This is a genomic window from Aeromonas sp. sif2416 (assembly GCF_019218665.1).
GTDB lineage: Bacteria > Pseudomonadota > Gammaproteobacteria > Enterobacterales > Aeromonadaceae > Aeromonas > Aeromonas encheleia.
In genome coordinates, this window is record NZ_JAHUXC010000065.1 from 1 (window position 1) to 238 (window position 238).

A 238-nucleotide genomic window follows, 5' to 3' on the forward strand; every position below is an offset into this window, starting at 1 on the left:
CTTCGGTCACCGCACCGCTGCCATCACCCACAATCACCGCACCGTCATTGACGCCGGTGATGGTGATGGTCACGGTGTGGCTGGTGCCATCCAGGCTCTGTACGGTGAAGGTCTCGACCTTGGTCTCGCCCTCGCCCAGGTACTGCACCTTGTCGTTGGCGACTTCATAGCTCCACTTGCCAGCCGCATCGATCTCCAGCTGACCCAGGGCGCCGGCACTCGGGGTGCCCACACCCGG

At 64.3% G+C, this 238-nt stretch carries 1 protein-coding gene; it reads right to left on the reverse strand.

What is annotated here, in order from left to right:
* Positions 1-238, reverse strand: a 238-nt coding sequence (locus KW821_RS21560; RefSeq protein ID WP_218292881.1) for a VCBS domain-containing protein, incomplete at both ends; no start/stop codon positions are given.